The 25,888-nt window shown below is 35.0% G+C and carries 23 protein-coding genes and 1 pseudogene; 13 read left to right on the top strand and 11 right to left on the bottom strand.

Features of this window, described 5'->3' with window-relative positions; translation table 11 throughout:
• Positions 1-181: 181 nt before the first annotated feature.
• Positions 182-3,799, top strand: a complete 3,618-nt coding sequence (locus tag VKJ25_RS21325) for a response regulator (protein WP_324238655.1) — start codon at positions 182-184, stop codon at positions 3,797-3,799.
• 923 nt (positions 3,800-4,722) lie between these two features.
• On the opposite strand, the gene VKJ25_RS21320 is transcribed toward VKJ25_RS21325, so the two are convergent.
• The 3 genes from VKJ25_RS21320 to VKJ25_RS21310 all read right to left on the bottom strand — a co-directional run bounded on the left by VKJ25_RS21320 (position 4,723) and on the right by VKJ25_RS21310 (position 6,535).
• A complete protein-coding gene (locus VKJ25_RS21320) occupies positions 4,723-5,154 on the bottom strand; it encodes a ferredoxin (RefSeq protein ID WP_375340362.1) in 432 nt (143 codons plus the stop codon).
• Between the two features lie 761 nt (positions 5,155-5,915).
• Positions 5,916-6,302, bottom strand: a complete 387-nt coding sequence (locus tag VKJ25_RS21315; protein WP_324238654.1) for a DUF1257 domain-containing protein — start codon at positions 6,300-6,302, stop codon at positions 5,916-5,918.
• Between the two features lie 20 nt (positions 6,303-6,322).
• Complete coding sequence (locus tag VKJ25_RS21310) at positions 6,323-6,535, bottom strand: DUF2997 domain-containing protein (RefSeq protein ID WP_324238676.1); 213 nt, start codon at positions 6,533-6,535, stop codon at positions 6,323-6,325.
• Positions 6,536-7,739: 1,204 nt separating this feature from the next.
• On the opposite strand from VKJ25_RS21310, the gene bioU reads away from it, so the two are divergent.
• On the top strand, positions 7,740-8,747 hold the full coding sequence (gene bioU / locus VKJ25_RS21305; protein ID WP_324238653.1) for a (S)-8-amino-7-oxononanoate synthase BioU: 1,008 nt from the start codon (positions 7,740-7,742) through the stop codon (positions 8,745-8,747).
• Between the two features lie 393 nt (positions 8,748-9,140).
• On the opposite strand, the gene petJ is transcribed toward bioU, so the two are convergent.
• Both petJ and petE read right to left on the bottom strand, forming a co-directional pair.
• Positions 9,141-9,485 (bottom strand): cytochrome c6 PetJ, encoded by a 345-nt coding sequence (petJ, locus tag VKJ25_RS21300; RefSeq protein ID WP_324238652.1) that lies wholly within the window; start codon positions 9,483-9,485, stop codon positions 9,141-9,143.
• A gap of 308 nt (positions 9,486-9,793) precedes the next feature.
• Positions 9,794-10,195 (bottom strand): plastocyanin, encoded by a 402-nt coding sequence (petE, locus tag VKJ25_RS21295; protein ID WP_324238651.1) that lies wholly within the window; start codon positions 10,193-10,195, stop codon positions 9,794-9,796.
• 147 nt (positions 10,196-10,342) lie between these two features.
• Here petE and VKJ25_RS21290 point away from each other — a divergent pair, with 147 nt between their 5' ends.
• Together VKJ25_RS21290 and VKJ25_RS21285 are read left to right on the top strand one after the other, a co-directional pair.
• The gene (locus VKJ25_RS21290) at positions 10,343-10,765 is read left to right on the top strand and encodes a BlaI/MecI/CopY family transcriptional regulator (protein ID WP_324238650.1); all 423 of its coding nucleotides are present in this window, start codon (positions 10,343-10,345) and stop codon (positions 10,763-10,765) included.
• Positions 10,765-11,610, top strand: a complete 846-nt coding sequence (locus tag VKJ25_RS21285) for a M48 family metalloprotease (RefSeq protein ID WP_324238649.1) — start codon at positions 10,765-10,767, stop codon at positions 11,608-11,610. Before VKJ25_RS21290 ends, VKJ25_RS21285 begins: the two co-directional genes overlap by 1 nt.
• Before the next feature lie 448 nt (positions 11,611-12,058).
• Here the strand turns inward: VKJ25_RS21285 and VKJ25_RS21280 are convergent, their stop codons facing one another.
• The 4 genes from VKJ25_RS21280 to VKJ25_RS21265 form a co-directional block, all read right to left on the bottom strand.
• Positions 12,059-12,190, bottom strand: coding sequence for a hypothetical protein (locus VKJ25_RS21280; protein ID WP_324238648.1), 132 nt, complete (start codon positions 12,188-12,190; stop codon positions 12,059-12,061).
• Between the two features lie 110 nt (positions 12,191-12,300).
• Complete coding sequence (locus VKJ25_RS21275; protein ID WP_324238647.1) at positions 12,301-12,852, bottom strand: gamma-glutamylcyclotransferase family protein; 552 nt, start codon at positions 12,850-12,852, stop codon at positions 12,301-12,303.
• Between the two features lie 706 nt (positions 12,853-13,558).
• Positions 13,559-14,674, bottom strand: coding sequence for an aldo/keto reductase (locus tag VKJ25_RS21270; protein ID WP_324238646.1), 1,116 nt, complete (start codon positions 14,672-14,674; stop codon positions 13,559-13,561).
• 538 nt (positions 14,675-15,212) lie between these two features.
• Positions 15,213-15,716, bottom strand: a complete 504-nt coding sequence (locus VKJ25_RS21265) for a bifunctional nuclease family protein (RefSeq protein WP_324238645.1) — start codon at positions 15,714-15,716, stop codon at positions 15,213-15,215.
• 422 nt (positions 15,717-16,138) lie between these two features.
• Between VKJ25_RS21265 and ribE the strand changes: the two genes are divergently transcribed.
• The 7 genes and pseudogenes from ribE (at position 16,139) to VKJ25_RS21235 (ending at position 22,563) form a co-directional block, all read left to right on the top strand.
• Positions 16,139-16,861 (top strand): riboflavin synthase, encoded by a 723-nt coding sequence (gene ribE, locus VKJ25_RS21260; RefSeq protein WP_324238644.1) that lies wholly within the window; start codon positions 16,139-16,141, stop codon positions 16,859-16,861.
• Between the two features lie 354 nt (positions 16,862-17,215).
• Entirely contained in the window at positions 17,216-17,806 is a 591-nt protein-coding gene (locus VKJ25_RS21255; RefSeq protein ID WP_324238643.1) for a GNAT family N-acetyltransferase, read from the top strand.
• Positions 17,807-18,114: 308 nt separating this feature from the next.
• A pseudogene (locus tag VKJ25_RS24760) lies at positions 18,115-18,240 on the top strand (DUF5615 family PIN-like protein); the annotation flags it as partial.
• Positions 18,241-18,900: 660 nt separating this feature from the next.
• A complete protein-coding gene (locus VKJ25_RS21250) occupies positions 18,901-19,131 on the top strand; it encodes a PIN domain-containing protein (RefSeq protein WP_324238642.1) in 231 nt (76 codons plus the stop codon).
• Between the two features lie 350 nt (positions 19,132-19,481).
• Positions 19,482-20,729: an urease accessory protein UreH domain-containing protein gene (locus tag VKJ25_RS21245; protein WP_324238641.1), complete on the top strand. Its 1,248-nt coding sequence runs from the start codon at positions 19,482-19,484 to the stop codon at positions 20,727-20,729.
• Between the two features lie 174 nt (positions 20,730-20,903).
• Entirely contained in the window at positions 20,904-21,377 is a 474-nt protein-coding gene (locus VKJ25_RS21240; protein WP_324238640.1) for a hypothetical protein, read from the top strand.
• Positions 21,378-21,816: 439 nt separating this feature from the next.
• Positions 21,817-22,563 carry a hypothetical protein gene (locus VKJ25_RS21235; RefSeq protein WP_324238639.1) on the top strand — a complete coding sequence of 249 codons (747 nt, stop codon included), beginning with the start codon at positions 21,817-21,819 and terminating at the stop codon, positions 22,561-22,563.
• 147 nt (positions 22,564-22,710) lie between these two features.
• Here the strand turns inward: VKJ25_RS21235 and VKJ25_RS21230 are convergent, their stop codons facing one another.
• Both VKJ25_RS21230 and VKJ25_RS21225 read right to left on the bottom strand, forming a co-directional pair.
• Positions 22,711-22,890: a hypothetical protein gene (locus VKJ25_RS21230; protein ID WP_324238638.1), complete on the bottom strand. Its 180-nt coding sequence runs from the start codon at positions 22,888-22,890 to the stop codon at positions 22,711-22,713.
• Positions 22,891-23,109: 219 nt separating this feature from the next.
• Positions 23,110-23,268 carry a hypothetical protein gene (locus VKJ25_RS21225; protein WP_324238637.1) on the bottom strand — a complete coding sequence of 53 codons (159 nt, stop codon included), beginning with the start codon at positions 23,266-23,268 and terminating at the stop codon, positions 23,110-23,112.
• A gap of 1,038 nt (positions 23,269-24,306) precedes the next feature.
• Here VKJ25_RS21225 and VKJ25_RS21220 point away from each other — a divergent pair.
• Together VKJ25_RS21220 and VKJ25_RS21215 are read left to right on the top strand one after the other, a co-directional pair.
• Positions 24,307-24,474, top strand: coding sequence for a DUF2283 domain-containing protein (locus tag VKJ25_RS21220; RefSeq protein WP_324238636.1), 168 nt, complete (start codon positions 24,307-24,309; stop codon positions 24,472-24,474).
• Positions 24,475-24,813: 339 nt separating this feature from the next.
• Positions 24,814-25,611 (top strand): hypothetical protein, encoded by a 798-nt coding sequence (locus VKJ25_RS21215; RefSeq protein WP_324238635.1) that lies wholly within the window; start codon positions 24,814-24,816, stop codon positions 25,609-25,611.
• Positions 25,612-25,888: the final 277 nt, after the last annotated feature.

Here is a 25,888-nt window from a genome sequence, read left to right as displayed (position 1 = left end):
ACCCGGTGTCTGCATAAGTTATAACATATATCTATACCTTTAGCTCTAAGCAAATTAAGGTCTCAAGTCTCCTTTTTCCAAGAGATGAAAAAAAATATTCGATTTACTATTTAAATAATTTGGCTGCAGCTATAGGTACTGATAATTGATAACTGAAATTACTGACTATTTATTCAGAAAAATGTCTAATCCAATCTCCACTCAAAACTCCCATATTAACAACAATGTCAGTAAACCAGAAGTATTATTATCTAAGATAACTATTTTACTTTTGGATGATTCTGAGGTAGATCGTTTTACCTATATTCGTTATCTGAAATCAGACCCACACAACACTTACCGCATCATAGAAGTAGAAACTTTAGAAGAAGGAATAGAAATGTGGGAGTCGGAGAAACCAGATATTGCTCTGGTGGATGTCAACTTACCAGATGGAGATGGATTAGAATTTTTAGAAGAAATTGCGACTAACTACCCTAAAGAGAAATTACCAGTAATTGTGCTGACTGGTATGGGAGATGAACGGGTAGCAATACGCGCCATGAAATTGGGAGCAGCAGATTATCTGGTGAAGGAAGATATTACCCCTAATTTACTATGCACCTGTGTTAGTCAAGTTGCCGTTCGCAGCACAGTTATTACTCAGCTAGATTTGAAGTTGGCAATAATCCGTAATCCTTTGGTTGTTAGTCCAGAGACAACAGTGAAAGAAGCTGTGAACCTGATGAGTCAAGAGCGATCGCTATCTCATCAAATTAAAGCAAAACCAGAGAAAGACCATGTTCAACAGTCAAGAGCAAGTTGTGTGTTAGTGGTTGCAGAAGATCAAATAGTGGGTATTCTGACTGAGCGCGATGTGGTTCACCTTAGTGCTGAAGAGCAATCTTTAGATAATTTGGTAATAAGTCAGATGATGACAAGTTCTGTGATGACCATGCGGGAATCAGATTTGACTGATTTGTTTTCTGCAATCAACCTGCTTCAGCAATATAAAATTCGTCACTTACCAATCATAGATGACCAAGACCACTTAGTTGGATTGTTAACCCATGAAAGTTTGCGACAAATCTACCAACCAACTGACTTCCTCAAAGTACATCTGGTGAGAGAGGTGATGAACTATGAGGTGGTTTGTGCAACACCAGATACTTCTGTGTTGGCGATCGCTAAACTTATGGCAGAATATAAAATTAGTTCGGTTGTGATTGTAGAACCGGGTGGTACGAGTACACAACCCCTAAAAATTCCAGTAGGAATAATCACGGAACAAGATGTGGTAAGATTTCAAGCATTGAACTTAAATCTAGAAAATTGCACCGCAGAGACGGTAATGAGTAAACCGATTCTAGAAATTAAGCCAGATGCTTCACTTTTGGTTGCTCTACAGCTCATGGAGGAACAAAATATCCGTCGATTAGTAGTGACAGGGAAACAGGGAGAGATTTTAGGTATCGTTACTCAAACTAATGTGTTGCAAGGTATTAATCCCTTAGAAGTTCATAAATTAATGGAAGTTTTGGAACAACATGTGGTGCGCTTAGAAGCAGAGCGAATTAAATTGCTGGAAAGTCGCACTATGGAACTAGAAAGTCTGTTGGATGAGCGGAGTGCTGCTCTAAAAGCAAAAGTGGAACAAGAAAAATTACTGATGACGGTAATGGAGCAAATTCGCTCATTTTGGGATTTGCAGAATATTCTGGATACATCTGTGCGAGAATTTCGTTTAATGTTAAAATGCCATCGGGCAATAATTTACCAATTTCGTCCTGAATTTTCTGATATTGTGGTTGCTGAGTCGGTTGCAGAAGGTGAGCGATCGCTATTAAATTTAGAACTTCCTCATAGCTTGGTTTCTCCAACATGGATCGATCGATATCGCAATGGTGAAATTCGGTTAGTCAATGACATACTATGGAAATCACAACGAACTCAAGAAAAATCTCAAGAAATTTGTGTTAGCTCTGATATTTGTAATGCTTTAGTTGTACCTATTGTTGTCGAAGATCAACTATGGGGTTTGATGGTGGCAACTCACCAAGATGCTTACACTTGGAAAACAGATGAAATTAATTTAGTGCAACGGTTATCTATTCATATTGCCATTGCTATCCAACAAGCAAAAGCATACCAAGAAATGCGAGAAGCAAAAGAAGCGGCCGAATATGCTAACCGGGCTAAGAGTGAATTTTTAGCTCTCATCAGTCACGAAATCAGGACTCCGATGAATGGTATTATCGGACTTACTCATTTAGTCAAACAAACTCCTCTTCAACCTAATCAGGAAGACTACCTCGACAAAATTCATAGTTCCGGGGAATCATTGCTAGCAATCATCAATGACATCCTTGACTTTTCTAAAATCGAAGTCGGGAAAATGGAATTGGAATCTATTCGATTTGAATTAGCTCAAGTCTTAAATCAAATCAATAATATTATTAGTCTCAAAGCTGCGGAAAAAGGATTAGAACTGCTTTTTAAAATTGGGGATGATATTCCCCAATATTTAATTGGAGATCCTTTGCGCTTAACTCAGGTATTGATGAATCTAGGGAGCAATGCGGTTAAATTTACTGAAAGTGGTTTTGTGGCGATTAAAGTGGAACAGGTTAGTTGTACTGATCAAATGGTGCGTCTCAAGTATGAGGTACAAGATACAGGGACTGGTATTAGTGAGTCTAAAATTGAAAGACTATTTCAATCTTTTACCCAAGGTGATGCTTCCATCAGTCGCAAGCATGGTGGAACCGGACTCGGACTAGCAATTTGCAAAGGTTTGATTGAAATGATGGGAAGCAGTATTGGAATCAAGAGTGAACTGGGTAAAGGTAGTACATTTTATTTTGAACTAGAGTTTGGCTATTCTAGGAAACAAAGTGATACTGATGACGTAAAATCATCTAATGGTTTTCTTGGAGCTAATCACCTCAGAGAACATCAATTTTCTAGCTTAGTAGAACTTGAGAAAATTCAGGGAGCTAAGATTTTACTGGTAGAAGACAATGCAATCAACCGACAAATTGGTCAAGAATTATTAGAAAAGGTGAAGATGAATGTAGATTGCGCAAACAATGGAAAAGAAGCGATCGCTAAAGTTCAAGAGAGTAGTTACGATCTAATTTTGATGGATATTAGAATGCCGGAAATGGATGGTTTAGAGGCAACTAGATTAATCCGGTCTCTAGCAGATGAGAATAATAATGAAACAAAGTGGTTAGCTACTGTACCAATTATTGCTATCACAGCGAATGCGATGGATATAGATAAAACCAAATGTTCGGCAGTTGGTATGAACGCGCATCTCTCCAAACCTGTTAATCCCCAAGAATTATATAATACTCTCTATAAGTGGATTGCTCCTACTCAAAGTTCTGCGATCGCTACCAATAATTTCTCTAGGGTTTTGCCCAAAAAGACTTCTGTTTCAAATACTAATTTAGCAGCTTTACCTAGTTTGAATGTCAAGCTAGGTTTAGAGCTTATAGGTGGTGACTGGGATAGTTATCAGGAGATTCTGAAACTTTTTCAAACCTCTGAAGAAGACTATCAGACCGAAATCCTGGCATCTATCAACCAGGGAGATTTAACTAAGGCATTATATTTGGTTCACTCCCTGAAAGGAATGGGAGGTAATATTGGAGCAGAGATTCTCTACAAATCTGCTGCCGCTTTAGAGAAAGATTTACGAAATAAAACTTGTAATATAGAAGTCTTGTCTACCAAAGCTACTCTTTTAGTTCAAGAGTTTCAAAAAGTATTAGATAGTATTGATATAGTGCTAGGGTCAGTAATTGTAGCATAGGCATTTTTAACCCATAGCAATCCTAAATAGGTTGTTATATCAAATCCGGTAGTATCGGTAAAATTCAATATCGTAGGGGTTTGGTCTCCAATTTTTCGGGAACCGTACCCTTACAAACTATCAATTTTCGCCAACATTGATGGTAAACCTTATTCTCCAAAGCAAGGGGATTTGATATTAGATTTTATCTAACGAGGTTTGGTCTCTAAACCTCTTTAAGCTTGGGTTTGGAGACCAAACCCCTACAGTTTTTTCTCAGAAATTATTTCTTATGGGTATAATACCAAAACAAGATTACAGCGGTTTTAATTTCGACAGACAACAGTAGGGACGTTACATAGTCCCTACAAGGTTTTGGTTATGGCGATGAGGAAATCCCCCCAACCCCATGAGTGAAAGGGGGGAAGCAGAAGGGAATATTGACAGGACTTACGCTGTTACCCTAGATATAGTGGTTAAAACTATTGCACAATAGTTTTTTTACTGTATTAGGACTTACGCATGAACGCTATTGGTAGGGTGCGTTAGGGTAGCGTAACGCACCAAGACTCTATATATACTTAGGGTAGGGTGTGGTTAAAACTATTGCACAATAGTTTTTTTACTGTATTAGGACTTACGCATAAACGCTATTGGTAGCGTAACGCACCAAGACTCTATATATACTTAGGGTAGCGTGTGTTTAAAACTATTGCACAATAGTTTTTTTACTGTATTAGGACTTACGCATAAACGCTATTGGTAGGGTGCGTTAGGGTAGCGTAACGCACCAAGACTCTATATATACTTAGGGTAGCGTAACGCACCAAGACTCTATATATACTTAGGGTAGCGTAAGTCCTGATTGATTCAAAGAAATAAAAGTTTTTGGTCGCGTCAGCGGAACGGAGTTCGATCGCGATCTGATCCGGAAATGATATAATCTATAGTTTAAATTTCCGCTTATGATTAGCAATACTCGTTGGACTATGCTCAACTGGACCGCCAGCAATAGGAATAACCTGATACTTGCGTTCTGCTTCCAATGTTTTCAGTTTAGTATAATCAACCCAGTGAATACAATCAACCGGACAAGTATCGATCGCTTCTTGGATTAATCCTTCAGAATCGCCATATTGCTGAAAAACTCGGGATCGCCCATGTTCAGGTTCTATATAAAAGGTATTATGAGCAACGTGAGCGCAGTGTTTACAACCAATACAGGTAATTTCATCAACGTAGACCCCTTTTTGTCGCAACACTCCACCAAGTTCTGGTTCAAAACCCGAACGTTCAGGAGCATCCCGTAATATTCCACCAAGTTCTGGTTCAAAACCGGAGCGTTCAGTGTTAGCTTCAGGAAAGGATTTTGTCATTTCAGTTATAAGTTATCAGTATATTGATTAAGGTGCGTTACGCTCCACTTCGTTCGGCTAACGCACTCTACTAGACTGTTTCAACTAAATAGTGCATGATTATTTGTCATTGCGAACGACAGTGTTTGCCTAGCATTCCGGACCGAAAGCAATCTCAGGCCAACTTCCTATTGCACCATTAATTAAGATCAGGACTAAAGCCATGAACGCTATCAGTAGGGTGTGTTTTGCGTTCCGCAAAGCTCCGCTTTATATGTCGGCTCAAGCGCCGAAACGCTACGGGACATGTAAAGCGTATCTCGTAACGCACCGATAAGCTATATATAGTACCTTTACGTCAGTCCTAAAGATGAAACAATCCACTACTAGACTGTTTTATATTAATAGGACTTACCCATGAACGCTATTAGTATGGTGCGTTACGCTACGCTAACGCACCAAGAATCTATATATAGTGCCTTTCTTTGCGTAAGTCCTGATTAAATGTTGCACAGGGTAGGGACGGGTTTTAGCGGAAATTTTCATGGTTACTCTAAGGTTTACACAAACCCTGCAGAGTCTGATTCCCTAATCCACTATTTTAGATGTGAATGAATAATTGATAATTTAGAGATAGTTTTCATTATTAGACATCTCCAAAAATAAAAATTGAAATCAATTCTCCCATACGAAATTATCAATTATTCTTCCCTATTCCCACCTTCTCTGTTCCCTGTTCCCTCTTTTCTGGAGATATCTATTAATTATCGATTATGCATTATTTAGGCGCTCCAGCGTTGAACAACTAAACGAATGGAACCATCTTGATTTTTTTGCTGTTCAGTCACTTGAAATCCTTGTTTAGCAGTTTCCTTAACTACAGTCTGGAAAGCATAACTTTGAGTCACCATTTTCACAAAGCGATCTACAGACCATGCTTGTTGCCAAAATTGTAAATCAGCAACCAGCTCATATTCATTACCATTCCAGGCAAAACCTAAGTCATACCCATTTTTTTGTTCGATCACTACTTCAGCAGTGCTAGTTTGTCCGCGATAACCCCGGACTTCTGTAGGACCAGATTTCCAGTCAATACCTAAATCTGTGAGAGCAGACTGTAAAGAATTCAGATTACGAATTTGAGTTTTGATTTGACTAAAGTGTGACATAGTTATCTTAAAAAAAATTTTTACCAATTGCTAAAAGAAGAAACCTGCGTTTTAGCAGTATCAGACTGATGCTGCTGTTGCGCAAAGTATTCGGAAGTTGATTGTTGAGTGAGGACAATACCTAACTCAGCTTCGATCGCCGCAGTTACTTCTGTACAGGAGTTACCGACAATACCAGTAACTTTTTCCTGGACTCGGCCATCTGGATGAATAATGAATTCTAAAGTTTCCATGTTCATGGCTAAATGATGAACAGTTATAGGTGTATAAACAGACAACAATTTTTTCAAATTGATATCTGCTGAAGTTGCTTCTAGATTTTTTCAATGACTTTTTTTAATCTAAATCAATTTTTACTAATTGATAGATAGAGAATCATTTCTTAACAAAAGTTATTATAAATAGAAGCAATAGATCAGTTATTTGTTAAGTTTGGCGTATATTTGGGAAACCGTCAAGATACTTAGGGTTTACTGAAACAGGATTTAGGCAAAGGTACTATCTATAGAGTTAAAAAACTATGGCTCCATAGTTTTAAACTCTACATATAGCGTCTGGTGCGTAATTCCTATAAAACTTACATTACGCACTTCAAAATGTAGTGCAAGTCCAGAATCCAGGTGTCAGAATTTCCTACTCCATGCTGCGCAAATACGATAAAATCATAGTAGTCAACAATTAAGTAAGTATTTATGCTTAATATTTTCCTGAGAATTTGACCAATGAGAAAGTTAAATAGAAATAATTCATAGAGTATAAATACTTACTTGAGTATGACTTTCTTTATAATTCATAATTCTGACTCCTAGTTTAATACTACAAATTGAAGTGCGGAATGTGGGATCAAAGAATTCTTTTTTAAGGGTAGGGACTTTGTATGCAAAATTCCTAAAGGACTAGGAGTGGGGGAGTAGGGGAGTAAAGGACAGGAGAGAAATATTTTTGTTGGGTTACTAATGCACAGAAGCAAGCTACTTCCTATGTTGCGCAACCCTAAGGGCAACAACCCAATCTCCATCTTGGATATGGCGCTCGTCGGTAAAATATCTGAAGTTTCAGAAGTGTGGGAAAGTTTGAAGAGAAGGTAGTATAAACAGGTCAATTTTAATTAAAAATTTAAGTTAAAAAACTATTGACAAAAATAACTTAAACTGAATTCTCATTTTTTGACTTTTGACAGCTACTTCCTATGTTGCGCAACCCTAAGGGTAACAACCCAATCTGCATCTTGGATGTGGCGATCATCGGTAAAATATCTGAAGTTTCAGAAGTGTGGGAAAGTTTGAAGAGAAGGTAGTATAAACAAGTCAATTTTAATTAAAAATTTAAGTTAAAAAACTATTGACAAAAATAACTTAAACTGCATTCTCATTTTTTGACTTTTGACAGCTAATAACTGATAACTGATAACTGTTAACTGATAACTTAATTAGTGCTATGAGTGAAATTACAACTTCCAAAAATCAAATCCATGTAGGCGTTTTAGGTTTCGGTGGTCTCGGACAAGCTGCAGCTAGGGTACTTACACCCAAACAAGAAATGGTCTGGGTTGCTGCTGCTGACCAAAAAGGTTATGCCTACAACCCCGAAGGATTAAATTCTGACCAATGTATGGCCGTGTACAATACTCAAGGGTCTTTAGGTTATTTAGAACCAGGCGGAATTTTAAGTAATCAGAGTATTGAAGAATTAATTAAAACAGGCAAAACTGTAGATGGTTATTTTCTGGCCCTTCCTAACTTACCTAATACCTTTATGGCAAATGTCGCCAAACAATTTATGGCTGCTGGTTGGCGAGGAGTATTAGTAGATGCCATTAAGCGAACCAGTGCTGTCGAACAATTATTGGCCCTTAAAGATGAGTTACAAGCTGCCGGTATTACTTATATGAGTGGTTGTGGGGCAACTCCTGGTTTATTAACCGCAGCAGCAGCAATAGCAGCTCAGAGTTATGCGGAAATTCATAGTGTAAAAATTACTTTTGGCGTAGGTATTGCTAACTGGGAAGCTTACCGGGCGACAATTCGCGAAGATATTGGCCATTTACCTGGATATGATGTAGAAAAAGCTAAGGCCATGACTGATGCTGAGGTAGAAGCTTTGTTAGAACAGACAAATGGTTTGTTGACCTTGGAAAATATGGAACACGCTGACGATATTATGTTAGAGTTGGCCGGAATTTGCGATCGCGACCGGGTAACAGTAGGAGGTATTGTGGATACTCGCAATCCGAAAAAACCTTTAAGTACAAATGTACAGGTGACAGGTCGGACTTTTGAAGGTAAAATTTCTACCCATACTTTTACATTAGGAGATGAAACAAGTATGGCAGCTAATGTTTGTGGTCCAGCGTTTGGTTATTTGAAAGCAGGAGTAGATTTATATCGAAGAGGTATTTATGGTTTATTTACTGCTGCTGAAATTATGCCAAAGTTTGTTAGGTAGTGATTTGTGTTGAATGGGTGAGGTAATAAATTTCACAAACAGGAATTAGGCAAAAAAGCCTGGTTTTTGGGTTTGTCGGTATAAGTCTCTTGATACATAGCAATCTTAAAATAGGTTGTAAGGTTTTACCGTATACTTGGGTTGGGAGACCAAACCCCTACTTCGGTTGGGAGACCAAACCCCTACAGATTTTTTTTTACAAATCATTTAGCATTACTATATTTACTTCAAATAAAAATATTGGGGCAAATACATAAAGCTATAGATTTGACATTTTCTCTAGCTCTAAATTTTCACCCCAACTATCAAAGAATATATCATCAAGAATAGAAAGTTTTCTACTTGACAAATGAAAACTTTTCTGTTCTATCTTTTCCTAATTTTCAATCCGAATTATTTCCACTTGTCAGCTTGATCTATAACATAAGCTACAACATCCTCAAGCTCTTTAGGCTTGAGCTTCTTGCCAAAAGCTGGCATTGCACTTTTACCATTTGTTACTTGGTAAGTAACTGCTGCTACAGGATCATCTTTAAAACCCTTGAGATATTTGTTTAGGGCATCTGTTTTTAAGGTTTTCTGAGCCATGATAGTATTTCTACCTCCCAAATGGCAGGCATTGCAATTACCTTGGAATATCTTTTTTCCATTACCTAAATCAGCAGCTAAAGCTGGAGGTTGTACTGCAACAACAACAAGCATGATGGCTAATAGGACAATTGATAATAGTTTTTTCATTTGTTCTCCTCTCTCAACACAAACACACATGATTAAATATGCGCTTCCTATTCTGAATTAAGTCGAATATTACGTCAAACGACAGCCTGTCAAATATAAAAATTCTTACGCAGAAACCGGGTTTATCAATGAAATTTGCTGTTTGGAACAACAACATAACATCAATAAACCCGGTGTCTTGGACTCCAAGTATATCAAGACTTATGCAGATAAACCCAGAAACCCGGTTTCTCTTAGAAACCGGGTTTATTTGGGTAAGTCCTGATAAATTTAAACCTATTTAAACTTCTGATATCTCGGATTTACTATTATTCAACAATTAAATGGCCAACCATACCTGCACCACGGTGAGGAGTACAGAAAAATTCATAATCACCAGACTTAGCATCTGCTGGGATATTTAGATCAAAGGTTTCTGCAGGTTTATATGCCAATTGTTTATGGGAAAGTGCTTTTGATAGACTTGGGTCAGGAGAATTACCAGGATTAAAAATTACATTATGAGGTGCAAGCATACCATTCTTGAATGTAACTGTATCACCTGGTTTAACAGTTACTTTCTTAGGACTAAATTGTAGTCCACCAGCACCCATGGTTACTGTTATGTTTGCTGCTTTTGCTGGAGCAGAGAATACTAAACTACCGATAACTAGAGTAACTACACAAGCTAATAGTGCTATAGACTTAGAAAGTGAAGATATAAAGCGCATCTTTTAGAACTCCTATTTTTTGAGATTTTTATTCTGTATGTAAAAGTCACTTAAATAATAATATGACAGCTCGTCATATTAAGTAAACTATCATAAGAAAAAAATTTTTCAACTAGGTATAGTCCAAATCGAAAAAAATTAGAAATTATGAGTCCTCTACCAATTCATCGTCCCCAACAAATGTCCCTTGGCCCTCTCGAAACAGAAATATTGAATATTGTTTGGGACTTAGGTTGTGCTACAGTCAAACAAGTACATGAACATATTCTGGCCGATCCAGACCGAGAGTTAGCCTATACTTCAGTCACGACCGTTCTACGTCGCCTAACTCAAAAAGGTTGGCTAACTTGTGATGAAAATGGTCGTGCTTTTGTCTGGCGACCTTTAATTTCTCGTCGAGAAAGCAAAATCTTAAGAGCGCACCAACAATTAAATCAATTTTTGGCAGTAGGAAATCCTGATGTGGTGGCCGCTTTTGCCGATAGTTTAGACCCTGCAAGTATAGACCAAATAGAGGCGATCGCCCAGAAGCTAAAAGCAATACGTCAAGCTAGGGAGGAGAAAAAGTAATGCACCTAATTATTATATTTTTGGCTTTAGGTTTAGCTTATGGTCTTAGATATGTAGATTTTTTGACATCTTCTAAGTGGTTAGTCCGTTGGCAAATTTCTTTACTATTATTTATTTCTCCACCCTTACTTTTAATTGCTACAGCTATTGCGGTTATTTGTATGGGACCTCAAGGGAAAATGTTAGGATTCTCAACTGGATGGGTTAGTTATATATTAGCCTGGATTTTTTGCGGATGGACGGCTATTTTAGGTTTAGCTTTAGCTTATCAAGGTTGGCAGTCTGTGCAAAAGGTTAATAATTATCCTCAAATAAATATTGCAGGTAAATCTGTATTTTTACTTGATAATCCAATTTTATTTAGTGCGCAAATAGGATTTTGGGATTCTAAATTAGTTGTTAGTAAAGGTATTTTAGAAAGGTTAAATTCTGAGCAACTTGATGCAGTTTTAAATCACGAACAAGGTCATTATTATTATCGAGATACTTTTTGGTTTTTCTGGTTAGGTTGGTTAGGAAAAATAGTTCCTTTTTTACCAAAAACTCAAGTTTTATGGCATGAACTTTTGACACTCCGAGAAATTCGTGCTGACCAATGGGCAAAAAAACAAGTTGATGGATTATTATTAGCAGAAACTTTGTTATTAATGGTAAGCGATCGCTTCACTGAACAAAATAACTTTTATGCAGCTTATAGTTGTACAACTCCTCCTAATCGTTTGACAGAAAGAATTGATGCTATATTAGCAGAAACAGATTTTTCTATGGAGCAAAAAAGTTATTGGTTTTGGAGTTGGATATTGTTAAATTTTTTACCTTTGATTACTATGTTTTTTCATCAGTAGAAAAATAGAAAAGAGGTGAAAATATTAATCTTAAATGCTAAATTATTTGTGAAAGCAAACTGTAGGGCTTTGGTTTTCCAATCCTATATGTTTTTTCATCAATGCTAAATTATTTGTGAAAGCAAACCGTAGAGGTTTGGTTTTCCAATCCTATATGTTTTTTCATCATTAAAAAAATAGAAAAGAGGTGAAAATATTAATCCTAAATGCTAAATTATTTGTGAAAGCAAACCGTAGAGGTTTGGTTTTCCAATCCTATATGTTTTTTCATCAGTAGAAAAATAGAAAAGAGGTGAAAATATTAATCCTCAATTATTTGTGAAAGCCAACTGTAGAGGTTTGGTTTTCCAATCCTATTTATGTTAGTGTTTGGAGACCAAACCCCTGCAATAAAATATTATATTAAATTGCATTAATTAACTACAATACAAAAAGACATTATAGAAATTTAGTCATCTTTCAGATGACTTAAGCTATTAGCCAAGGATTTCAATCCTTGGCGGGTTGTGTTATCTCCTTGGCAAGGTTTGTCTATCCGCCAAGTCAAGAAATAAATTTCTTGGCTGGAAGCAAAAGTCATCTAAAGATGACTAAAAATAGCTGATTTATTTATTATGGTTAATTAACCAGACTTGACATTTCAACCAATTTAGGATTGCTGATAGAGAATAGGAGGTAATAGTTAATTTTTTAAGCAATAGCTAAAACTTTCTTTTGTTTTTTCTGATGTTGTAAATTGTGCATGTGTTCAAATAATTTCCAACAGTATTCTTCAGAAAGTCCGCAAGTTGTTGCTCCTCGAAGCACAACATGAAAATACCAATCATTAGGAGCTAATTCGTGAGATAATTTATCAACAACTACATAAGTATTAACATCAAAAAATAACTGATCTTGATAAAATACATCAACTTTTTCAGGTCGATAAGTACCATAATGAATTTGCTTCACCAAATCAAATCTTACATCCTCTCTTTCATCAAGGCGATCGCGTAACCGTAAAGGTAAATAATAAAGCACTCCTTCCACAGTAGAACTTTCATCTTTTACTACATCTAATACTCCACATTTACGCACTTCTGAATAACGATAAAATCCAATTTTGTATCCTTTAAGTTTTGCCGGACCAATAACATAAGGATGAGTATTTTCACCTAAAGTTCGTTTTAAATCCACAGGACACATACACGAACCATAAGCAAAGTAGTAAAATTTTTTCTCTCCAGAAGTTGGTTTTTTCATCTTAATTTTTAACTGGATAATCTAAATTAGTATATTTTTTACGGTAAACTTTAGCTAAAAAAGTTACATTTTTTAAGCTTTGCTGAAGTAATATTTACAGAACTTACGCAGAAACCCGGTTTATTAAATAAATTTGGTAGTTTGAACAACAATATCACAGCAATAAACCCCGTTTTTTGGTAACATTGCCTAAGTCTTGATTTAGATATTTTTGTTGAAGATGAATCTTAACTCTTAGCTATTTGCAATTTCTGTAAACAAACAAACAATAAAAGTGATTTTATATTTTAGGAAGGCAGAAGGCAGAGTCTGGGAGTGTGGGAAGTGTGGGAAGACTGGGAAGTAGAGGGAATAGTTTTACCTTGATTTTTCCGTCCTTGTCTATCGCAAATCCTAACTTTTTGGTAGTTATATTTGTAATAGTTGCACTTTTTCGAGCTGGAAAAAGGCTATAACCTTTATATGTAAAGACTTTTATATTTAATCAGCCAGCCTAACTCAAAGGTACTGATACCAAATCCGGTTATTATAGACTGATTAAACTTTTGTAACACAGCCTAGAAGGCTGTCATACCAAATCCGTTTATTATACTGATTATAAAGTGAAGCATAATATGGATATCTATAATCAGCTTTTCTAAACCGGATTTAGTATGGATAACTGATCAGTGAGAACTGAAATAGCCCCATCGCCTTATCCATAAATTTAATCCCACAACCGACGACCAGATACACCCTTAAATCTTTGATGGGTATCTTGTAATAAATTTGGTATATCCAATTTTTCGGGACATCTGGGTAAACACTCCCCACATTCAGTACATCGGTTGCCTTTATTTCCAGGGAACCAATGACCAGCATTTTCAAACATTCCGTATCGGTATTTACCGAAATTTACCATGTCATAAGCTATGCCCAAATTCCTTAATCTCAGGACTTCTGGAATATTAATACCCTCTGGACATGGTAAACAACCATAACATTGACTACATTTCTCCATTCCCAAGCGCTCTAATGCTATGGTTTCCAAGCGCTGAAATACTTCTTTTTCCTGAAAAGTCAGAGATTCTGTGCGATCGCTCATAGTCAGTGGCCATTCTAACTCTTCTGGTTGAGCAGCACCTAAACTCAAAGTGGTAATTCTAGGGTCACTTAACAAAAATCTATAATTTAATTCCAGTGGAGAAAAAGGCTGACACAAGTTCTGAAGAGTAGGAGGTGGTGTGTATAACTGTCCACCTTTATCTGCTGGGGAGATAATAAAAATGCCCATATCTTTTTGATGGGCTAATTCTACTGCCGGAGCGTTACGTTGAAAAAAGTAGTAATAATGTAAATTAATAAATTGAAAAAAGTCTGTATTAATGGCAGTTAAAATCACTTCTAAAGGACCATGAGTTGAGAAACCAATATTTCTGACTCGTCCATCATCTATTACTTTTTGAAACCCTTTAATGTTATGATAGATAATTTCTAAATGTTCCCAAGTATTAATGCCATGAATAGCTAAACAGTCTAGATAATCTGTATTTAGATTTGCCAATGATTCATCTATATAACTTTCTATCAAATTGACATCTTTTGTTGGTGTAATTTTTGTGGTTATATAGAGTAGGTTACGTCGCAATCCAGATATTAAAGCTATGCCTAAATACTTTTCACTTTTACCATAACCTCTAGCTGTTTCTATATGATTAATTCCCTTATCCACAGCTTTTTGTATTGTTTTTACAGCATTTTCCTCAGATACCAAATATCGCATAGTACCCAAAGAAAATACTGAAATATTTAAGTTTGTTTTGCCAAACCTACGATAATGCACCTGTATATAGCAATCCTATTTTATTTGTGTATCAAAATCTTAATCTAATTCAAAAGTCAAAAGTTAAAATTCATGCCTTAAAAAGTAAGATATATAATTCAAAAGTCAAAATTCATGCATTAAATTAAGAAGAAAACGAAATAATTGTTTTGTTTTATTCATTAAAAATCTGGGAGTTGACAGTTAATAGCTGAAAGTTTACCTTTTTCTTGAAATAGGGAGTAGGGAGTAGTTAAGAATCAGGAGGAACAAAAAATTATAGAGAAGGTAGTCTTTAAGAATGGTTTATTTATTTGTCTGCTTTGTGTTACCCCAAAATCTTAACTTGAGGAACATTATCTAAGTCAAAAGTCAAAATTCCAAATTCATGCATTAAGAATTAAGAAGAAGTAAATATTTTTTGATTTTAATTTTTAAAGTTTGACTCCCGTCAAGAAAAAGGGATATCAGAGTATAGCAGTTGAACCAGAGGCTAAGACATATATAAATGCTCAAACTCTCTCAGAGATTATTTCTAACTTTTGACTTTTCCGTAGTGCTATACTCCACCAGTGCTAGAGCGACCACGTTTGATTAAATCTTCAGGACGAAGCTTGGACACAAAATCGCGAAATGCTTGTCTTTCAGCTTCATCTGCATCTCGATCTACAGGAATAGAGGCATCTGCTATTACTTCTTCCATTACCCATATCGGGCTATTTGTGCGGAGGGCAATAGAAATAGCATCACTAGGACGAGCATCAATTTCTCTTCTAGCTTCTCCTTGCTTTACAATTAGCACAGCATAAAATGTGTTATCTTGCAATGAATGAATTACTACCTTTTCCAGAAACCCGTTTAGTGATTCTAAAATACTTACTGCTAAATCGTGAGTTAATGGACGTGGAGGTTGCTGACTTTCTAGAGCAGTGATAATTGCCTTGGCCTGTTCTTGACCTATATATATGGGCAATGCACGTCGCTCTGTACTATCTCTTAGCAAAACAATTGGGTTGCGTGTTGCTGCATCCAATGCGATTCCAGCGACTTTCATTTCAATCATTCTTTCTGCCTCATTTTATAATAATTTTAGTCAAACTGTGTAGTATGTAAATAACTAGGTCATTTCAGTTATTAGTTATCAGTACCTCGTAGCTTTTGCCAGAGACTTGAAATACTGAGGTTTATTTTTTTTTCATTCCCAAAGGGGAAGATTTAGACCCAATTTTTCGGTAAAGATAAATGAAATTTTTTTAGCATGATTTGATATCTACCTAGATTAATTATTTTTACATTTATTTATTATCTTCTATGGAGGTATGGTGTCTACCTTGACTAATAGGTTGCCATAATCTATCTCCTAAATGATATCTGAAAAAAACTGTAGGGTTGTAGTCTTTAAACTGCATCTTCAGTTTGGATATAGATAGAGTTTTTATTCATAAAATTTAACTAATCTTTAATTAATTAATCAGAGGAAAAAAAGTGTTTACAGGATTAATTCAAGCTTTCGGAAAAATTAAGCTTTTAGCAGAAAGCCAAATTTTAATATCTCTGGGGTCATCTACTAACAGTCAAATCATCTTAGAGGATTTGGCCATTGGTGACAGTGTAGCTGTAGATGGTGTTTGTCTGACAGTAACAAATATTTTAGCTCAAGAATTTGTAGCGATCGTGTCACCTGAGACGCTACAACGTAGTACCCTCGGCCAATTATCAGATAAATATGTTAATCTTGAAACTTCATTAAGAGCGGGGAGTAAGTTGGGAGGCCACTTTGTTACCGGTCATATAGATGGGGTGGGATGTTTGCAAAGTTCTACAGAAACTATAAATGCTTGGGAAATGAAATTTGCAGCGCCACAGACAGCAGATCAAAGATGGGAATGTCAGATTGCGCCTTATATCGTACCGAAGGGTAGCATTGCAGTTAATGGTATTAGTTTAACTGTAGCTGATTGTGATGTGGATGGTAAATGGTTTGAGGTGGCAGTTATTCCTCATAGTTTTAATGAAACAAATTTGAGTTATTTAAAACCAGGTAGTTTAGTAAATATTGAAGCGGATATTCTGGGTAAATATGTAGCTAAATTTTTGCGTCATGGAAAGAATAATTATTCGGTTTTGCCTTCAGCTTTAGGAACAACTTCTACTAATAGTTTAAAAGATATTACACCTGAATTTTTAGTAGAAAATGGTTTTTTATAGGGAGGTTATTTCAGTGATCAGTATCTCTAGCTGAAGTCATACACTTAAAATACTGAAGTTTATTTTTTTATCCCTTTGAAAGCTTTATCTAGTAAACTTTTGAGTATTTTAAATTTTTATTTCCAAACAACTCTAGAGTCTTGGTGCGTTACGCTACGCACTCCACACCCTACTGGCGTTTCAAGCTGGAAATAGTGTTTTAGGAAAATCGTATAACGCTCATTTTTCAAGGCTTTTACCTCAAAAATCTATTCTACTACTTTAAGCTTGATGCACCACTACCAATAGCTTTTGCTTTTATGGGTAAATCCTAATCCTATTAGATAGTTTCAGAAAAGAGAAAGTAGGGGGGAAATGAAGATTTTTTTAGAGACAGAAAGATTAATTTTGCGACAGTTTACAGAAGTTGATACAGAATTATTATTTCAGTTAGATAGGGATCCAGAAGTAACGAGATTTACTAAGTTAGGCGCTCGCTCTGGAACACCAACTTCATACAATGAGATTAAAAATGAATTTTTGCCTAAAGTTTTCCGATATTACCAACAATATCCTAATTATTATGGTTTTTGGGCAGCTATGGAAAAGTTAAGTAATACATTTATTGGTTGGTTTCATTTTCGACCAGGTTTAGATGGTTATATGGGAGCAATTTTGTATGAAGTTAATGATATTGAACTTGGTTATCGGTTGCCAAGAAAAGTCTGGGGAAAAGGATATGCAACTGAAGGTTCAAAAGCTTTAGTTAAGAAAGGTTTTTTAGAGTTAGGAATAGAGCGAATAGTTGCTAGTGCTTTGTCAGAAAATAAAGCTTCTATTCGAGTCATGGAAAAAGTAGGGTTAAAGTTTGAACGAAATTTTGTTTATTCAGAATCTCAGCAAGTAGGTGTTAAGTATACTTTGAATAAAGAAGATTTTATGGAGGAAGAAAGAAGGAAGAAGTAAGAAGTAATATCATGTTTAGTTAAATAGTTATGATTAGGATATAGATAGAAGAGATATCTCAAACCCGTATCTATTGCTTCCTTCGACTATGTTCCAGTCGCAATGAATTTATTGTTAAGTGATTATCCGAGCATGATCTAAGAAGGAAGAAGTTTAACTAATAGACATCTCCAAAAATTAAAAATATCATCAATTATTATCCATAAATTATTAATTACTCTCCCCTATTCCCTACTCCTTGTTCCCGGTTCCCTCTTGTTTTGATATTACTTTTTACAGAAGGGTTGCGTCGGTGAGGTTTAGATGTATTAACAGTTCAAGAAGATGGTCTATCTGGAGAACCCGATACAAAAGTATTTAATAGCGCTAGTCAACTTCAGCGTGTCTTATTTACTCAAGATGATGATTTTTTAACTGAAGTAAGTTACCGTTAAGCTGAGAGTGTAAGTTTTTCTGGAATTATCTATGCTCACCAACGGGATGTTTCTATTGGTAAATGTGTACAAGATTTAGAAATTATTGCTAAAGCTTCTATTCCTAAAGAATTGGCAAATCAAATTACTTACTTACCTTTATAACCAAGACACAAACCAACCTAGAAACCAAGTTAATTGACTTAGTTGTTCTTTAAAGCAGGAAATTTCCTCTAGCGATCGCCTTTGACAATAATGTGAGAATTATCATAAAATAGTTAACAAAGCGATCGCTTTTATAATTGGTCAAAGGAAATTTAGAAAACTATAACCTTACATTTTGAGAATTTGTGGATTATTAATGTCACATCAAAAATCTGTTATAATATAAAAAATCTTGTTAAACTTACTAGAAAAATAAACAAATGATTCAAACAATTACTCAAGAAAAAACTATTTTAGAAAGTCTGAAAAAATCAACTCCTCAACAACAGCAAAAGGTTGGAGATGTTATTGAATTTTTGCAATTTATTTAAAGGGCAAAAACAGAATTTTTCGGATCAACAAGAAGAAGTTATTTCAATCTTAGAAGCAGCTCAAGAATTTGTTGGTTGTTTGGAAAGCGGAATAGGCGAGCTGTCTTTGAAAAAAAAGGAACTAAAATAGAAAAAATCAACTAATATGTACAGAAAAGTTATCCTAGATACAGGAGTTTTGGTAGCTATCCTAAACAAAAGCGCTCGCCACCATAACTGGGCACTTCAAGAATGGGGAAATATTGCTAAACCAGTATTCACCTGTGAAGCAATTATTAGTGAAGCTTGTTTTATTTTGAAAGATATCTATGGTGGTAAGGATGCAGTAATAGGTTTAGTCAGTAGTGGTTATTTTGAAGTTCCTTTTCATTTCTGAAATGAAGTAACTATTGTTCGAGAGTTAATGAAAAAATACCAATCTTTTCCTATGTCTTTTGCAGATACTTGATTTATAGCAACCGACAAGGCGATTAGGACATGGACTGATGATAAATCAAAGACCACGGAAACACTTGAACAACTCTTCCCTGTTCCTACCTTCTGTGTTCCCTGTTCCCTGCTATAGTCAGAATGAGCGAATTAATTATAGGCAGTAGTTTATTAACTTTAGACAGTGATTTTCGCATTTATCGTCAAAATAAAACAGAAATAATTACATTAATTATTTCCGATGAATTATAAATACTTTAATTTAGTTTTTGGGGTGTTATTTATAATATAAATAAAGTGCTATTAGACTTATTATTATTAACAACTTTAGGATTTTTCGGCAGTTTCGGTCACTGCGTCGGAATGTGCGGACCAATAACTGCAAGTTTCTCCCTTTCTACAAAATCTCCCATTTATGAGAAGAAATGGCATCAATTTCAATTTCATACCCTACTTAACTTTGGTCGTCTCTGTAGCTACACCCTAACAGGTGCAGGTATTGGAGCATTAGGTTCTGTGTTAGTAGCAAGCGGTCATTTAGCAGGTATTGACAGTGACTTGCGACGATGGTTAGCAATAATTACAGGTGTAATGCTTATTTGGTTTGGTTTAGCAAAAGTGCAACCCAAACTATTACCAAATTTGCCAATATTCCATCCTCTGAAAAAAGGTAAATTGCATCAGCGCTTGAGTACAGTTATGGTCAACCTTTCTATGGAAAATAAATGGTGGACTCCCCTGTTACTAGGATTAGTTTGGGGTTTGATGCCATGTGGTTTTCTGTATGCTGCTCAAATAAAAGCGGCAGAAACTAGCAATATTTGGTTAGGTGCAGGGAGTATGTTCGCCTTTGGTTTAGGAACATTACCTTCAATGTTGGGAGTAGGAATGTTGACTTCTTTTTTGAGCGCAGATAAACGCAGTCAATTATTTCAAATGGCAGGTTGGGTAAGTATTTGTGTTGGCGTTATGGTAGTGCTGCGAAATGGTGATATGATTGACTACACTGGTCATGCTGCCATATTTTGTCTGATTTTAGCTTTGGTAGCGCGTCCCCTCAGTCGGTTTTGGAGTCAACCTTTACGTTATCGTCGTGCTTTGGGTGTGGGAGCGTTTGTGTTATCAATGGCGCATACAGGGCGAATGTTAGACCACAGTTTAAATTGGAGTCTCCAAGCAGTTTCGTTCATGTTGCCTCAACATCAGTTCGCCATAAGGACTGGTTTTATTAGTTTGGGATTAATGTTACCGTTAGCGTTAACGAGTTTTGATGGCGCAGTGAAGTTTCTGGATAAGTGGTGGCGGAGGTTACATTTATTGAGTGTGCCAGCTTTTATTTTATCTGGAGTTCATGCGGTAGCAATGGGTTCTAATTATTTGGGTTCCCTAGAATGGAGTTGGGAAAATAAGTTGCGTTCCGTCATTTTGGGGATGGTAATATTAGTTGTATTGTTTGTGCGATCGCGATATTTTTGGTCTTGGTTTAATTTAGATAAATATTATGTTTTACCATTGAAACAAGTTAGTGATAAAATTAATAAATAGTAGGGGCGGGTTTCTTGATTAAGTTAATGAGTTTTCACCCAAAATTAGATAAACCCGCCCCCCAATAATATTGTAACGCACTTTAAATAATGTCTCAGTAGGGACGTTGCATGCAACGTCCCTACTGGAAATGCAACATCCGTAACGGTACAATTTTTTTAGGATTACAAAATAATGAAAATTAGTATCAAAATCTTATTGTTAATTTTAGCATTTTCTGTTGGCACAAAAGCAGAAATAGTTAATCATAAATTGCCTAATAAACTAATTCCTACTTACGCTCATAATGTAGAAGTTTCTCAAGATGTAGCTTGTACTTTTCACATTACACCTAATCATAATCCCAAGGTTGGTAAGTCTTCTTTAGCTTGGTTTGCTCTGACTCGCCAAGGAGGTAAAAGTATTCCTTTTAGTAAATGTAATTGTCAGTTAAATGTTTATCTTGAACCTCGTAACTCTGACAGTAAAACGATAATGAATCCAGAATTAAAAGGAATTAAGACTGAACAATATCAAGATATTCCAGGGGCAGAAATTATGTTTCCTCAAGCTGGTGTTTATGATTTAGAAATTATTGGGAGTGCTAAAGATGGAACCAGTTTTAAACCTTTTAAATTTAATTATTCTGTCACTGTTACTAATAGATAATTAATAATTAATAATTAATAATTAATAATGGATTATTGATCGGGACTTAGGCAAAGAAACCGGGTTTCTACAGTAATAGGACTTACGCAAAGAAACCCGGTTTCTACGACAAATCCTTATTTTGAACAGTAAGCGTTTACGCTCGTACCGGGTTTCTGGGTTCACCTGCGTAAGTCCTGAGTAAGTCATTGTTTTTGACAATCAACATCTACAAGAAACTCGGTTTCTGAGTTAGCCTGCGTAAGTCCTATTGATAATAAAAATTGGTATCTTTAAGGTAGAGTTATCGCGGGCAAAATCCCCGCACTACAATAATTTTACTATCAATGCTTTGTACTCATTATTCAGAAATATGTTGTAACTAATAACTAATAAGTAATAACTAATAACTAATAACTAATAACTAATAACGGATAAGTAATAACGGATAACTGAAAAGATGGGAGTAGTTTATATAGGCGATCGCGCTGTGGGAAAAACTCATTTGGCATTAGCATTAACTAAATCCAAAGGAAATTATGTTCGGGTTAATTTAGTTAATCAAAATAATCAAAATATCCAGGCAAATTTGCTAAATTTAGATGGTACGATTAAACCGACTAAAACTATTGAAAAATGTTCTTTAAATGTGGAAGTTAAATTGCCTATTGGTGTTAGTAAAATTTCTGTAGATTGGATAGATTCTCCAGGAGAATTATTTCGGAGGTCGTGGCAATTTGAGCATATTAATGAATGGCAAAATTTTCAAGAAATAGTTAGTAAAAGTGCAGGAATTTTTTTAATTGTTCCTCCCTATCGAGAAATTTTACAGCCTCATATAGATCGGGAAAATTTTATTACTCGGCAACAATGGTGTAATAGATTTAATCGTTGGGTTGAGTTTTTTATTAATGATTGTTCTCAACCACGACGGATTATTATTTGTTTAAATAAAGCTGATTTAATTAATTGTGATATTGAACAGGAAATTTCTCTATTGAGTTATTTGCCTCATGGCTCTAATTTGAATTGGTTACAACGTCATAATTATGTAATTAATAATTATTTTCAACCTGTAAAATCGGAGTTGGAAAAAATCAATCAAAGTCGTTCTGGTTTGTCGGTGCGATGTTTTATTACCAGTATTTATCATCGTAATTTATTAGAATTACCTTGGATATATTTGGCAAGTTATTTGGATAATTAATAATTATATAAATTCTCAAGAAATTATCAGATTTTCTGGTAAGGGTGTGGTCTCCTTTCCCCAAGTGCTAGGATGTTTGGAGACCAAACTTCTACAGTTTTTTGTCACCAATGATTTCTTGTGGCTATATCAATTAGCGATTATCAATTAAATTTCAATTCCTGATTGCTGAAAAACTTGTTCAACAGTTATTTCTAATTCTGGCAAAACTTCATCTGTTAAACATTGTTGCCCCCGTTTAGTTTTTGGCGGATAAAAAGGATAAAAAATCGTAATGCTTTTTGCTTGTGAATCAACAATCCAAACTCTCAAAATTCCAGCATTCAAATAATCTGTTGCTTTTTAACTTAGATAGCCAAAAGATTGACCAGGAGATCTAATTTCAATGGCTAATTCTGGAGGAAAAGGACAGAGTTCATCCTCAAATCTTTCTTGGGGTAATTTATGATAAGAAATATATAATAAATCGGGTACGGGAACCCAATATTTACCATTTTTTTGTAGGATAATTCCCCATTCTATTCCTACTTCTCCTTTTGATTTACTTCAGTTAGTTAGGAGTAGATAAAGTGCTCCTTTTAAACGATAATTAAATCTTTTGGGAGACATTTTAGATTGTATTTTTTCGTCTATTAATTCATCAGTTGTATCTCTTTCTGGAAGAGCTAAAAATTGTTCTAAATTTAGTTGTGTTTGTGTAATCATAATATTTTAGAAAATAATAATAAACAATGAATAATGAAAGTTATAGTAATTCCCTTATAAACTATCCGTTATATCAAATCAATTACTATACCTTACGTCATTGCGACGGTCACTCCATGGAAGGAAGTAATCTCAGGGGTGCCCAGATATTGCTTCCGCTTCGTCGATAGGGACTACTGTTAAACCGAATTTTATATTATTAATTATCAATCGCTTCCCAAGATTCGGTAACAGGAGCGACTATATCTACTAATATTTCGGCGCTTCCTTTCATTACTCCACAGGGATCACGTTTAGTTTCAGTAATAGCAGGATGAATAACTATTAATGGTTTTCCTTCATGGATAACAGTTAGTAGAGTTTTTGTGCGTTCGATTTCGATAAATAGAGTTTGTAAACTTTGGGGTAGTTCAAAAGCTTTAAAAGTTCCTCAGCATCCATATTAAATCTGACATTATTAACAACTACTATAATTATAATTCCAAAAGTCAAATAAATAATATTTTTTTCAGAGCGATCGCTTTGAGAAAACTATAACGTTTGAGTAAGATAATAATACCAACTAAAGCATCATTTATGATTCCTCAGATTTTCAAGAGTAGGGGAGAATGGCATTCGCCCTTATCGGGATGTTATATTCAACTTCCTTACTGATTTATCATTTTTTCATGTGGTTTATTGACCTAAAAATTGCTGCAGTAAAACTTGTAAATAGCAAAAAAATTGTATGATCAATTTTTTATGTTATTACTTAAATAGTGATATTCAATTAACCAATGAAAGAGGAATTCATATAACTGAAAAACATCCAGATTGAGGAAGAGTATATCAACAGTTAATTGCCGATACCTTACTTGAGGTAAATAAATTTAGATGTGATGTAAGGTATGAAAATACAATCTTATTATCAAGGTAGTATCCTAATATTCGTAAAGGCAGGTACATTGTGGTAGTTGTTGTCACTGATACTTTTCCTGAAGAACGTAATTAGATCGTAACTGCTTACTTGACGGCTAAAATTACTCAAGGAGAAATTATATGGACTCGAAATTAACTTTTGAATATGACCGTATAGGAGATACTCTTTATATTAATAAATGCACTCCATACCCAGAAAAAGAATCAGCAGAAATTGAGTATGGAGTTGTTGCTAGTTTTCATCCGAAAACAAATGAAATTGAAAATTTAGAAGTAATGTTTTTCTGAAAAAGACTATCGGAAAAAACCTGGTTTGAATTGCCGATTAATGCAGATTTTAGTTTGGTAGGATTATCCTCAAAAAATTAGCTAATAAAGCTGAAAATATTATTCTCAATGGAGCCTCTTTAAAATCTACAATTATTGTTGATATCTTTCTCAGGAGGGAAGTCTTCAAAGTCTCCCTTACAAAGGAGCATTTAGGGGGATTATTTATGACTCTTATTATTTTCAATTAATTCATATAGCAATCGTATAATATTTTAATGGTAGGGGCGAATGCCATTCCCCCCTGCATTTTAATAATTAATATAAACACCTAAAAATTTCAAGAATTAATCAAAAAAAATGGGGAATATTTGCATTATCGGACCTACTGGTGCAGGGAAAACAACTTATTTAGCTGGATTAGCTTATTGGCCAGAAAAAAATCATCCTAATTTTCAAATTACACCTATTACTAATGATGCCAAAAAATTAGCTAATAAAGCTGAAAATATTATTCTCAATGGAGCTTCTTTAGAACCGACAATTATTGACGGAATTAGAATTAAAAGTTTCTACGATTTACCTTTGTATTCTTTTCACATAGAAGTCAAACATTGGTGGCAACGAAAACCAGAAGAAATCAACCTAGTTGTTCGAGATTATCCAGGGGAAATTTTTAATCAATTACAAAGTGGAATTTCTAATCCATTGCATCAAGAATTTCTAGAAGAATGTCTGATTAAAGATAATCTTGGTTGTCTAATTTTACTCCATAAATGGGAACCAGGAAGTGACATATTTTATAGTAAAGTAATAGAAAGATTTATTGACTTAATAGATCAAAGCGATCGCATCGAAGATTTACGTTTAGCTATAGCCATGAGTAAATGTGAAAGAGGAGAAATATGGCCTGGTCGTTTAGACCCAGAATTAGATATATTTAAAGTTCATTTACCCAGAACTACAAATATATTAAAAAGGGGTATTCCTAAACAAAATTTACGTTTTTATGCTATATCTACTTTTGGTGTTTTACATCGAAATGACCCCCGTCCAAATCGTACCGATGAATTCGGTAGTCCCCACTCTATTTTACGAGAACCTTTAAAATGGAAACCTTATGGAATTGTTTCTCCTTTATATTGGATAGTTCATTAATGAATAATTAATAATGGATAATTGATAATTATTTGATTGTTAAATTCTGTACTTTATATACTTAGAATCGGTAATTTGTGAAAAAAAACTGTAGGGGTTTGGTCTCCCAACCCTAGCCAAATTAGATGGAGAAATCAAACTCCTACGATCTTGATAATTGACTATGATAAAATGATGCTGAAAAAATGTTTAAATCTATATTTAATCAAAAAAATAATCAGAATATAAAAGCCGAAAATTATTCGGGAATTTTACGAGTCATCGGTAATTTGTGAAA

Source organism: Okeania sp., from assembly GCF_035285525.1.
In the GTDB taxonomy this organism is placed as follows: Bacteria; Cyanobacteriota; Cyanobacteriia; order Cyanobacteriales; family Microcoleaceae; genus Trichodesmium.
The sequence above is the reverse complement of the archived record's forward strand: the minus strand, read 5'-3'. Positions and strand labels throughout refer to the sequence as shown.

Excerpts from the sequence above, each read along its gene's own strand:
- VKJ25_RS21325 (WP_324238655.1), top strand. The coding sequence starts at position 182 with ATGTCTAATCCAATCTCCACTCAAAACTCCCATATTAACAACAATGTC.
- VKJ25_RS21320 (WP_375340362.1), bottom strand. The coding sequence starts at position 5,154 with ATGACAAAATCCTTTCCTGAAGCTAACACTGAACGCTCCGGTTTTGAA.
- VKJ25_RS21315 (WP_324238654.1), bottom strand. The coding sequence starts at position 6,302 with ATGTCACACTTTAGTCAAATCAAAACTCAAATTCGTAATCTGAATTCT.
- VKJ25_RS21310 (WP_324238676.1), bottom strand. The coding sequence starts at position 6,535 with ATGGAAACTTTAGAATTCATTATTCATCCAGATGGCCGAGTCCAGGAA.
- bioU (WP_324238653.1), top strand. The coding sequence starts at position 7,740 with ATGAGTGAAATTACAACTTCCAAAAATCAAATCCATGTAGGCGTTTTA.
- petJ (WP_324238652.1), bottom strand. The coding sequence starts at position 9,485 with ATGAAAAAACTATTATCAATTGTCCTATTAGCCATCATGCTTGTTGTT.
- petE (WP_324238651.1), bottom strand. The coding sequence starts at position 10,195 with ATGCGCTTTATATCTTCACTTTCTAAGTCTATAGCACTATTAGCTTGT.
- VKJ25_RS21290 (WP_324238650.1), top strand. The coding sequence starts at position 10,343 with ATGAGTCCTCTACCAATTCATCGTCCCCAACAAATGTCCCTTGGCCCT.
- VKJ25_RS21285 (WP_324238649.1), top strand. The coding sequence starts at position 10,765 with ATGCACCTAATTATTATATTTTTGGCTTTAGGTTTAGCTTATGGTCTT.
- VKJ25_RS21280 (WP_324238648.1), bottom strand. The coding sequence starts at position 12,190 with ATGACTTTTGCTTCCAGCCAAGAAATTTATTTCTTGACTTGGCGGATA.
- VKJ25_RS21275 (WP_324238647.1), bottom strand. The coding sequence starts at position 12,852 with ATGAAAAAACCAACTTCTGGAGAGAAAAAATTTTACTACTTTGCTTAT.
- VKJ25_RS21265 (WP_324238645.1), bottom strand. The coding sequence starts at position 15,716 with ATGATTGAAATGAAAGTCGCTGGAATCGCATTGGATGCAGCAACACGC.
- VKJ25_RS21255 (WP_324238643.1), top strand. The coding sequence starts at position 17,216 with ATGAAGATTTTTTTAGAGACAGAAAGATTAATTTTGCGACAGTTTACA.
- VKJ25_RS21250 (WP_324238642.1), top strand. The coding sequence starts at position 18,901 with ATGTACAGAAAAGTTATCCTAGATACAGGAGTTTTGGTAGCTATCCTA.
- VKJ25_RS21240 (WP_324238640.1), top strand. The coding sequence starts at position 20,904 with ATGAAAATTAGTATCAAAATCTTATTGTTAATTTTAGCATTTTCTGTT.
- VKJ25_RS21235 (WP_324238639.1), top strand. The coding sequence starts at position 21,817 with ATGGGAGTAGTTTATATAGGCGATCGCGCTGTGGGAAAAACTCATTTG.
- VKJ25_RS21225 (WP_324238637.1), bottom strand. The coding sequence starts at position 23,268 with ATGATTACACAAACACAACTAAATTTAGAACAATTTTTAGCTCTTCCA.
- VKJ25_RS21220 (WP_324238636.1), top strand. The coding sequence starts at position 24,307 with ATGGACTCGAAATTAACTTTTGAATATGACCGTATAGGAGATACTCTT.
- VKJ25_RS21215 (WP_324238635.1), top strand. The coding sequence starts at position 24,814 with ATGGGGAATATTTGCATTATCGGACCTACTGGTGCAGGGAAAACAACT.